General features: G+C 71.4%; 9 protein-coding genes and 1 pseudogene. 4 read left to right on the top strand and 6 right to left on the bottom strand.

Features of this window, described 5'->3' with window-relative positions; all coding sequences use genetic code 11:
* Positions 1–48 precede the first annotated feature (48 nt).
* Genes E1283_RS24485 through E1283_RS24470 form a run of 4 tightly spaced genes read right to left on the bottom strand, consistent with a single transcriptional unit; the run spans position 49 to position 4369 of the window.
* Positions 49–1179, bottom strand: a complete 1131-nt coding sequence (locus E1283_RS24485; RefSeq protein ID WP_132820302.1) for a glycoside hydrolase family 68 protein — start codon at positions 1177–1179, stop codon at positions 49–51.
* Positions 1180–1221: 42 nt separating this feature from the next.
* Positions 1222–2046 (bottom strand): carbohydrate ABC transporter permease, encoded by an 825-nt coding sequence (locus E1283_RS24480; RefSeq protein WP_132820301.1) that lies wholly within the window; start codon positions 2044–2046, stop codon positions 1222–1224.
* Positions 2043–3008, bottom strand: coding sequence for a carbohydrate ABC transporter permease (locus E1283_RS24475; protein ID WP_132820300.1), 966 nt, complete (start codon positions 3006–3008; stop codon positions 2043–2045). The genes E1283_RS24480 and E1283_RS24475 overlap by 4 nt, the downstream gene beginning before the upstream one ends.
* A gap of 5 nt (positions 3009–3013) precedes the next feature.
* On the bottom strand, positions 3014–4369 hold the full coding sequence (locus E1283_RS24470) for an ABC transporter substrate-binding protein (protein ID WP_132820299.1): 1356 nt from the start codon (positions 4367–4369) through the stop codon (positions 3014–3016).
* Positions 4370–4517: 148 nt separating this feature from the next.
* Between E1283_RS24470 and E1283_RS24465 the strand changes: the two genes are divergently transcribed.
* The 4 genes from E1283_RS24465 to E1283_RS24450 all read left to right on the top strand — a co-directional run bounded on the left by E1283_RS24465 (position 4518) and on the right by E1283_RS24450 (position 7630).
* The gene (locus E1283_RS24465) at positions 4518–5576 is read left to right on the top strand and encodes a LacI family DNA-binding transcriptional regulator (RefSeq protein ID WP_243745069.1); all 1059 of its coding nucleotides are present in this window, start codon (positions 4518–4520) and stop codon (positions 5574–5576) included.
* A 147-nt stretch (positions 5577–5723) separates the two neighbouring features.
* Positions 5724–6224, top strand: coding sequence for a TetR/AcrR family transcriptional regulator (locus E1283_RS24460; protein ID WP_165956232.1), 501 nt, complete (start codon positions 5724–5726; stop codon positions 6222–6224).
* Between the two features lie 12 nt (positions 6225–6236).
* On the top strand, positions 6237–6587 hold the full coding sequence (locus E1283_RS24455) for a hypothetical protein (RefSeq protein WP_132820297.1): 351 nt from the start codon (positions 6237–6239) through the stop codon (positions 6585–6587).
* Between the two features lie 14 nt (positions 6588–6601).
* Positions 6602–7630 carry an alpha/beta hydrolase family protein gene (locus E1283_RS24450; RefSeq protein ID WP_132820296.1) on the top strand — a complete coding sequence of 343 codons (1029 nt, stop codon included), beginning with the start codon at positions 6602–6604 and terminating at the stop codon, positions 7628–7630.
* Between the two features lie 102 nt (positions 7631–7732).
* Here the strand turns inward: E1283_RS24450 and E1283_RS39970 are convergent.
* Together E1283_RS39970 and E1283_RS24445 are read right to left on the bottom strand one after the other, a co-directional pair.
* Positions 7733–7897, bottom strand: a pseudogene (locus tag E1283_RS39970) (IS701 family transposase); the annotation flags it as partial.
* A gap of 290 nt (positions 7898–8187) precedes the next feature.
* The coding region (locus E1283_RS24445) for a DUF885 domain-containing protein (RefSeq protein WP_132820295.1) at positions 8188–9851 on the bottom strand (1664 nt) is incomplete at its 5' end.

The raw sequence follows: 9851 nt of genomic DNA, 5'->3' as shown, positions 1-9851 counted from the left end.
CGACCTGACGATCGTCAGGTCGCGAGCCCCCCGGCACCCGTCGTTCGGCTAGGGCCGCGGAGCGGCACGGGTGGTGCGGCGGCCCAGCGTGAGGTCGAGGACCGGTGCGACGGTTCCGCCGAAGGTGGCTCTCGCCTCGGCGGCCGGCAACTGTCGCGGATCGGTGCCGTCCGGGAGGAGGTAGTTGACGAAGCTCACCACGCTGAGGTCCCCGAGCACCCACCAGGCGTAGGCCTGGTCGGGCCGGCTGGCCGGGTTGCGCACGACGAGTCCCGAGCCGTTGAGGGGCTCGTAGGGTCCGGTCAGCGTGGGTGCGACGAAGCCGTACAGGCCCGTGGGCGCGCCCGGCGGGTGGAACGACTGGCGGCCGGTGCAGAAGAAGAGGTGGTAGCGGGACTGGTGGACGACGACGTGCGGGCGTTCGATCTCGTGGTTGACGCCGTCTGCCACCAGGAGCGGCGGAAGCAGGGCCCAGCCGCCGGCGGTCTCCCGCGCGAGGGCGACGGCGCCCATGAAGCGGTCGCCCCACGGCACACTGGCCGCGACGAGCAGGTACGCGACGCCGTCGGCCGGGTCGCGGAACCAGGCGGGGTCGCGGAAGGCCCTGATCCGCCCGGGGCCGCCGTCGATCTCGTCGGCCGGCAGGTAGGAGAGGCCGTCGGAGCGCAGCACGACGCGGTGTTCCACGTCCCGGGCGAGCCGGGTCGCGCCGTCCCCCGTGATCAGCTTCGGGCGTGCCTCGACGACGCGTTGGTGGAACGTGGGGCGGGCCTCACCGCGTTCGCCGGTGGCGGTGTAGAAGACGGACACCGTGCCGTCGGATCGTAGGAGGGCGGACCCCGACCACTCGCGGCTGCCAGGGGACGCGTCGTCGGGGAAGACGTGCCCGAGATCCGTCCAGCGGTCGTCAGCCCTGGCCAGCAGGTGGAGGCGGGCGATGTCGTGGCGGTGCTCGGGGTGGCCGACGGCGGGCGCGGAGAGCGCCATCCACAGCTCGCCCTCCCGGACCGTGGCGGTGGTGCCGTCCTCCCGCCGCACCGGCCACAGGTCCCAGATGTCGTGGCCGGGGAGCACGCGGGGCGTGGTGGCGTGGTCGATGACGGGCGCGGTGGTCGCCGGTTCCTCGATGAGCCGATCGAGGTCACGCTGGGTCCACCGGGTGGGGCGGGTGTCTGTCACGCCTGTCCTGTCGTCGGGCCGTTGTCGTTCGGCATGGCTCGGTCAGCCCTTCACTGAGCCCTGCAACAGGGCGGAGACGAAACGGCGTTGGAAGATGAGGAACACGATGAGCGTGGGCGCGAGGATCAGCAGGGATCCCGCGCACAGCAGGGGGATGTCCGTGCCCCACTGGCCCTGGAAGGCGCCCAGCGCGCCGGCCATGGTGCGCTTCGCCGGATCGTCGACCAGGACGATGGCGAGCAGGAACTGGTTCCAGGTCCACAGGAACAGCAGGATGGCGAGGGACGAGATCGCGGGTGCGGCCAGCGGGACGTGGACGCGCCAGAAGAGCTGCCACACGTTGGCGCCGTCGAGTTGGGCGGCCTCGGAGAGGTCGTCCGGCAGGTTGATGAAGTGCGCGCGCATCCAGTAGACCGCGAAGGGCATGAACAGGCCGATCAGCGGCAGGATGATGGCCCACCTGGTGTTGAGGAGGCCCATGTCGCGCACCAGGTAGTACAGCGGCGTGATGATGCCCTCGAAGGGGAGGGTCAGTCCGAGCACGAACATCAGGAACACCAGGTGGCGCCCCGCCATCCGCAGGTGTCCGAGGGCGAAGCCGGCCATCGTGGCCAGCACCAGTGACACCGGCACCACGCCGAGCACGATCAGCGTGCTCGACCACAGCAGATCGCCCATGTGGGCCGCCCGGAACGCGTCGGCGAAGTTGCCCCACCGCGGTTCGCTCGGCCACTCCAGACCGGACGGGTAGCTGCCGGAGGGGTGGAGGGCGGTCACGAACAGGCTGATGAAGGGCACGATCGTGAAGGCCATCAGCAGGACGAGGAACACCCGCCCCGTCCACGCCTCGCGTTTGCCGACGATCATGGCCGCTCCCTGGTGAGCCGCTGGACGGGTAGGACGCAGAGGAGCACGAGGGCCATGAGGACCACGGCGAGCGCGGAGGCCACGCCGATCTCCCGGTCGGAGAACGCCTGGTAGAAGATCTCCAGGCCGGGGACCATCGTCGAGTTGCCCGGTCCTCCCTGGGTGGAGATGTAGATGATGTCGAAGCTGGCCAGGGCCGAGATGACGGTCACGGTGACGCACACGCCGATCTCCTGGCGCAGGCTGGGCACGGTGACGGAGAAGAACTCGCGCAGCGGCCCCGCCCCGTCGAGCCGCGCGGCCTCGTAGAGCGCGGGGTCGATCCTGCTCATGCCGGCGAGCAACAGCAGGGTGCACAGGCCGAGTTGGACCCAGGCGCCGATCACGCCGACGGCCGGCAGCGCGGTGGAGAGGTCACCGAGCCAGGCCCGGGTCACCCCGCCGAGGCCGATGGCCGACAGCAGTTGGTTGACCAGGCCGTCCGAGGACAGCAGCCAGCTCCAGGTGATACCGGCGGCCACCAGCGGGATGACCTGGGGGACGAACACCACCGTCCGGGCGACCACGGCGAGCCGGCTGGCGGCGATCCGCCGGATCGTGGCGGCGATCGCCAGGCCGAGCAGCACGGGTATCACGCTGAAGAACACGATCAGCCGGATGGCGTTGAGGATCGTGTCGAGCAGCTCGGGATCGGTGAAGACGCGCCCGTAGTTGTCGAGGCCGACCCAGGTCGAGGGCCCGATGCCGTTCCACTGGTAGAGCGAGTACTGCGCGGTGAGGACCATCGGCCACAGCACGAACACGGCGTAGGCGGCCAGCGCCGGGGCGGCGAAGGCCCACCCGACCCACCACCTGGTGCGGAGTCCGGCCGGAGCGCCGGGCCGGAGTCCGGGCCGGCGGCCCCGGCCCGGCGCTCCGGCCGGACCGGGGCCGGGCTTCGGGCCCGTGGACGGCGACGTCATTCCGTTCAGCTCCCGGCCTCGATCTCGTACTCGCTCTGCACGGCGGCCAGCAGCCCATCGGGGTCCTGGTCGCCCGCGAACAGCCGCTGCAACTGGGGGGTCCAGCCCTTGGCGTAGACGGATCCGGTGGCGTTGGCGATGAAGTCCATCGCGCCGTCGTCCTCGGCTATCCGGGCGCCGGCGGCGAGAGTCTGCCCGGTGACGCTGTCCTCGGCCACGTCCGGCATGTGCGCGTCCGGGAGGCCCATCGGGTGCGATCCGCCGACCTCGACCACGATCTCGCGGGCGCGCTCGTCGGTGGCCGCCCAGTCGAGGAAGAACGCGGCCTCGTCGGGGTGCGCGGCGTTGGCGCTGATCCCGTACGTCAGGGGCGCGGACATCGTCGCGACGGGGCCGCCCTCCTCGGCCGGCGGCATCAGGAAGAAGCCCACCTCGCCCGGCATCTCCCCGTCGAGGTTCCCCGACTCCCAGTCGCCGTTGAACATGAGCAGGGCGTCGCCGGCCATGAAGGTGCTCATCATCTGGGCGTACTCCATGGCGTTGGCGTCCGCGTCGAAGTAGCCCGCCTCGATCCACTCCTGGAGGTGGCGCACCGCGGCGAGGTTCGACGGGGTGTCGATGGTGACGCCGGGCTTCTGGAAGATCCAGTCGTTGATCGGACCGGCCGCTCCGTAGGCCGCCATCAGGTTCTGCAACGGGAAGGCGAACCCGCCGGTGGCGCCGCCGTTGAACTGGACGATCGGGACGATCCCGGCGGCCTTGGCGCTGGCGAGCAGGTCGTCGAACTCGGCGAGTGTGGCCGGCGGGGCGGCCATGCCTATCCGCTCGGCGAGCGTCCGGTTGTAGAAGACGCCGGTCATGCTGAAGTTCAGGCCCATCGCGTACAGCGAGCCCTCGCCCCGGGGCCGGCCCCCTTCCCCGACACGCAGCTGTTCGAGCTGCGACGGGGGCCAGTCGCTCCAGCCGAAGACCTCCGCGTACCCGTCGAGGTTCAGCAGCAACCCGTCCCCCACCAGCTCGGAGACCTGCGGCAACCGCATGAGGTCCGGCGGGTCGTCGGCCAGGACCCGCGGCGCGTTCTGGGTGATCACCGCGAACTGGTCCTCACGGATGTCCCACGTGACGTTGGGGAACTGCCTGGTGAACTCGTCGGTCAGCGCCCTCGCCAGGGGGAAGCCGGTCTCGAAGTAGGCCTTCAGGGTCACCGGTTCGGTGCCGATGGTCGGCGCCGCGGAGGGCGAGGGGCTGGTGCCTGACGGCCGTGACCCGCCACCGCCCGGCCCACCGCAGCCGACGGCCAGTGTCCCCGCGATGGCGAGGAACCCGAGCGCGGCCTCCCGACGGCTGATGGAACGCGTCATTGCGCACACTCCGTTGGACTCGTGGCTGACCGGCTGGCGCCCAGGCGTCCCGAGCCGGTTGCTAAATCGTGTTAGCGGCCGCTAGTGTTACCGCCGCATTCCCAGCTGTCAAGATGCTTGTCAGACTCGACGCCCTGGAGGTCCGCCGGTGAGCCCACGACGGGTGACCATGACCGATGTCGCCAAGCACGCGGGCGTCTCGCGCACCACGGCGTCCCTGGTGCTCTCCGGGCGAGGCCGTGAGCTGCGGATATCGCAGAGCGTCGAGCGACGGGTCCTCGAGGCGGCCCAGGAGTTGGAGTACCGCCCCGACATCGTCTCCCAGAGCATGCGCACGGGCACCACGAGGACCATCGGGTTCGTCTCCGACACCGTCGCGACCTCGCGGCTGGCCGGCGACATGATCAAGGGCGCGTTGGAGGCGGCCCGGGAGCGCGGCGTGATGCTGTTCATCGGTGAGACCGAGGGTGAACCCGACCTGGAACGCGGCCTGCTGGAGGCCATGCAGGACCGCCGGGTCGACGGCATCGTCTTCGCCTCGATGTTCACCAGGACCATCCCTGTTCCCGCCGCCCTCACCACCGCGCCGGCCGTCCTCCTCAACGCGCTCCCGGCGGAGCCCTGCCCCCTGCCGTCGGTGGTGCCCGACGAGATCGAGGCCGGCCGCGCCGCCGCCCGCGTCCTGCTCGACGCCGGCCACCGCGACGGCATCCACCTCGTCGGCGCCGGCCCCGACATCGACGACGTGCCCCCCGGGACGGTCGCCGGCGTCGAACGACTCACCGGCATCCGCGACGTCCTCGACCGGGCCGGGGTGGAGATCGCCGGCGGCCGGGTGTGCCCCGACTGGCAGCCGGAGCACGGGTACGCGGCGACCGCCGAGCTGCTGGAACGCGAGCGGCCCCGCGCGCTGGTCTGCCTCAACGACAGGCTCGCCCTCGGCGCCTACCAGGCCCTCGACGGCGCCGGCCTGAAGGTGCCCGACGACGTCTCCGTGGTCTCCTTCGACGACCACCCCATCGCGACCTGGATCCGGCCGAAGCTCACCACCGTCGCGCTCCCCCACCACGAGTTGGGGCGGGAGGCCGTCGACGTCCTCTTCGCCGAGATCGACCGGCGCCGCGAGGGGCGCGATCCGGACAGCCGGTCGCGCCGGGTCCCCATGCCCGTCCGCCGGCGCGACTCGGTGGCCGCGCCGCGCGCCTGACCCGTTCGCCGCGCCAACGGTCCTGTCGCCGGCGGAGTTCCTTCAGCCTGCCCCGCAACTGCCGGAGGGCCGCGCCTCGAAGGGGATCGCCGATTGAGGAACGATCGTTCTTGACTCGTCGTTCCTTAATTGTCTACCGTGGTGGCCGTGGGCAGGCCGAGAGCATTCGACGAGGACGAGGCGGTGCGGGCCGCCGTCGGTCTGTTCGGCGGGCGCGCGTATGACGGCGTGTCCGTTGACGATCTCGTCAACCACCTCGGCGTGCACCGCAACAGCCTGTACAAGACGTTCGGCAGCAAGCGCGGCCTCTACCTGATCGCGCTGCGCCGCCATCTCGCCGACGACGTCCGCCCCTTGCTCGACGCCCTCGCCGGCGCGTCGGACGCCGCGGCGGCGTTGCGGCTCGTCACCTCGGCCGACCTCGGCCTGCTTCTCCTCGCGGCGATCGAACGCGCACCGGTCGACGAGGAGGTCGCCTCCGAGGTGAAGGCCGCCCTGGCCGCCGTCGACCGGGCGATCGCCGACGCGCTCGGCGTTCCCGCCGACCTGGCCGCCGCCCTCACGTCCGCCGCGCTGGGCATCCTCCTGCGCGGCAACCCCGACAACGCCGCCACCGCGCTGACCCGGCACCTCGCCCCTCTCACCTGAAAAGGAACCGACATGGCACTGGTACGGATCGAGGGCGACGACCTCGTCGTCGTGATCGAAGGCCTCAACAGGCTCTGGGCGTTCAAGAGCAGCCTGACCATCCCGCTGGCCAATGTCCGTGGCGCGACCGCCGACCCGGGTATCACCGCCGAGCCCAAGGGAATCCGCGCGCCGGGCGCCCACGTGCCCGGTGTGATCACCGCCGGCACGTTCCATCAGGACGGTGAGAAGGTCTTCTGGGAGGTCAAGGACCCGTCGAAGGCCGTCGTGGTCGAGCTCGCCGACGAGAAGTACGCCCGCCTGGTTCTCCAGGTCGACGACCCCCGCGCGACTGTCGCCCTGGTCGAGAAGGCCCTTGCCTGAACGGAGGTAGTCCCATGATTCGCCACCTGGTGGCGGCCGTGATGGCACTGGCCGTCGTCACCGTCACTCCGGCCGAGGCGACGCCCGGTCTCATACCCGCCACCGACCGCGAGATCGTCTTCACGGCCGACGGCACGACCGTGTACGGCACCCTGCACGTTCCCGAGCACCGTGCCGGGGAACGGCTGCGGGCGGCACTGCTGCTGCCCGGCAGCGGACCCACCGACCGCGACGGCAATCCGCCTGCCGGATCCTCACCTGACACCCTGGCGCAGTTGGCCGACGCGCTCGCCGGGGACGGAACGGTGACGCTGCGGTTCGACAAGTACGGCACCGGTCGCACCGGGCTCGGTGCCTACCAGGACCGCCCGGAGGAACTCGACTACCCGGCGTTCGTCCGCCAGGCACAGGCCGCCTACGAGTCGTTGCGCGACCAGCCGGAGACCAACCCGCACAGGCTGCTGATCGTCGGGCACAGCGAGGGCGCGATGACGGGCCTGCTGCTGGGCGGCACCGTCCGTCCACGCCCGGCCGGCCTGGCGCTTCTGCAACCGCAGGCGATCCGCATGCTGGATCTGGTCGCGCTCCAACTCAAGGACCAGGTCGCCGAAGCGACCCGGCAGGGCCAGTTCACACCGGAGCAGCAACGCGCTGTCAACGCGGCCATCGATGCCGCCGTCATCGCGCTGCGAGAACACCGACCGGTCGAGACCACCGGCCTGCCCGCCGCGATCGCCCAGCTCTTCGAGTCGTTCCAAGGCCCGAACGCCCGGTTCGTGGAAAGCGACGACGCCGTCTACCCACCGGACGCCGCCGCCGCACTCCGGCCGGGAACCAGGGTGCTGCTGACATGCGGCACGAACGACGTCCAGGTCCCTTGTGCCACAACGGACGCCCTGACGACCGCCTTGCGTCACGCGCGTGCCGGTGGACCGGGCCGAGTGGTGCTGCCGGGAGTCGACCATCTGATGCGCGACGCCGACCACCCGGACACGCTCGCGCCGCCCGTACTCGACGCCCTGCGCCGGTTGACTCGACACTGACGCCGGCGAGGACGTCATCGCGCGCCGGGTAGCACACCGAGCCGGTGGCACTCACCTTCGGGGATACGGCAGCGGCCCCCGCCCGGCGCGCCAGCCGAGCGGTTGTAACCGCTGATGATCGACGTCCAACCGGGAAGCCATCGGCCGCATCGACTTCCGTCGCCCGTCCAACAACGAGCCCTGGTCAGCACGCGCCAACGGAGCGGACAACTCCCCAGCGAACCCTTCCAACCGGCCCCGACGCAACGCGAGTTCACCCACCCCCATACCCACAGGAAACACCCAAGCCCCCGGACACCGCGCCGGAGGTCACGAAGAGTAACCCCGGCCAGCTGGCCGGAACGGAGCTGGCCACCCCGGTGAACACCTCCGGATGGTGCCCCCACGGCCCGCGCCGCGAAGGTTCTTGCGGCCCACCGGCCGCCGCCGCACAGGAAAACCAGGCGGGGGAGCGGATACCCGCGTATTCCCCCGCCCGCCGGCAGTGCATACCCGGCCGGTCTGCCCAAGCGGACCCGTACCGGGACCACTTGGGCAGGGGGTCAGTCATCCCATCGTCATAGCGCGGCGAGTTCGTCCGCCAGATCGTCCAGGCCCAGCGAGCCGAGCGATAGCGCCGCCATGTGCCACGCCTTCAGGTCGAAGCCGGCGCCACCCGCTGTACGCGCCGCCTCGCGGCCAGCCAGCCAGGCGCGCTCGCCCAGCTTGTAGCTGATGGCCTGCCCCGGCTGGCCCAGGTAGCGGGTCAGCTCCGAGCGCGTGTACTCCGGCTCCGTCCCGGTGTGGGTCATGAGGAACTCGGTGGCCAGCCCAGGCGTCCACACCTCGCCGGGGTGGTAGCTCTCACCGGCCGGGACCTTCAGCCCCAGATGCATGCCGATGTCGATGATCACCCGCACCGCGCGCAGCATCTGGGCCGACAGATAGCCGAGCCGGTGCGCCGGGTCCGTCAGATACCCCAGCTCGTCCATCAGCCGCTCGGCGTACAGCGCCCAGCCCTCGGTCGCGGCGCTCACCGAGCCCACGCTCACCTGGAACCGTGAGAGCCGTTCCTGCACCAGCACCCACTGCGCCAGCTGGAGATGGTGCCCGGGAACGCCCTCGTGGTACCAGGTGGAGACCAGGTTCCACACCGGGAAACGGGTCTCGCCCAGCGTCGGCAGCCAGGTCTGGCCCGGGCGCGCGAAGTCCAGCGAGGGGCGGCTGTAGTACGGGCCCGCCGCGCTGCCGGACGGGGCGATCCGGGCCTCCACCCGCCTGATCGGGTCGGCCAGATCGAAGTGCGTACCGTCCAGATCGCGGATCGCCCGCTCCATCAGCTCCTGGAGCCAGACCCGGATCTCCTCCTCACCGTCGATCGCCTGGCCCTCCTTCTCCAGGTGCCGCATCGCGGCCAACGTCGACTCGCCCGGCAGGATCTCGGCGGCCACCGCGCGCATCTCGCGCTCCAGCCGGTGGAACTCCGCCCAGCCGTAGGCGTACGCGTCCTCCAGATCCAGGTCCGAGCCGGTCCACAGGCGCGCCGACAGCAGATAGCGCTCACGGCCCACCGCGTCCGGGGTGCCGGCGACAGCGGGCAGGTAGCCCTCGCTCAGATAGGCGCGCAGCTCCGCGAGACCGGCGGTCGCCGCGTCGGCCGAGGCGGCCAGCTCCCTACGCTGCGCCTCGGGGCCGCCGGCCACGAAGGTGCGGTACCAGTCGGACTCCAGCCAGGCGTCCAGCTGCTCGACGACGGTCTCCACCTGGCGCGGGGCGGCGTTCAGACCGCGTGCCGTGCCGGCCCGTAGCGAGTCCGCGTAACCGCGCAGCGCGGCGGGGACGTTACGGAGCCGGCGGCCGACCACCGCCCAGTCGTCGTCGGTGGCGGTGGGCATCAGCTGAAAGACGGCACGCTGCTGCTGCACCGGGCAGAAGATGTTGCTGACCTCCCGCAGCTTCTCCCCCGCCTCCTCCAGGGCGAGCGAGGCGCCGAGCCGTTCGCGCAGCAGCCGGGCCGCGCGCCGCTCATCCACGCCGCCGGGGTCGCCCACCGCGTCCAGCCGGGCCAGGGTGGCGCGTTCTACGGCGGCGAGGGCGGCGTGGCCGTCCGGGGAGTAGTCGGGAAACCCGTCCGCACCTGGGTTGACACCGAACAGGGTGCCGATCACGGGGTTGAGCTCGACGAGCTGGTCGACGTAGGCGTCGGCGATCCGGCGCGGGGTGCCGGGGAGGGGAGCAGAGG

This window comes from Streptomyces hainanensis (genome assembly GCF_004348415.1).
Taxonomy (GTDB): Bacteria; Actinomycetota; Actinomycetes; order Streptomycetales; family Streptomycetaceae; genus Streptomyces; species Streptomyces hainanensis.
Note: the sequence above shows the minus strand (reverse complement) of the source record. Positions and strands in the feature narration are given on the sequence as shown.

Coding starts and splice junctions, on each gene's coding strand:
- E1283_RS24470 (WP_132820299.1), bottom strand. CDS start 4,369: ATGACGCGTTCCATCAGCCGTCGGGAGGCCGCGCTCGGGTTCCTCGCC.
- E1283_RS24480 (WP_132820301.1), bottom strand. CDS start 2,046: ATGATCGTCGGCAAACGCGAGGCGTGGACGGGGCGGGTGTTCCTCGTC.
- E1283_RS24450 (WP_132820296.1), top strand. CDS start 6,602: ATGATTCGCCACCTGGTGGCGGCCGTGATGGCACTGGCCGTCGTCACC.
- E1283_RS24475 (WP_132820300.1), bottom strand. CDS start 3,008: ATGACGTCGCCGTCCACGGGCCCGAAGCCCGGCCCCGGTCCGGCCGGA.
- E1283_RS24455 (WP_132820297.1), top strand. CDS start 6,237: ATGGCACTGGTACGGATCGAGGGCGACGACCTCGTCGTCGTGATCGAA.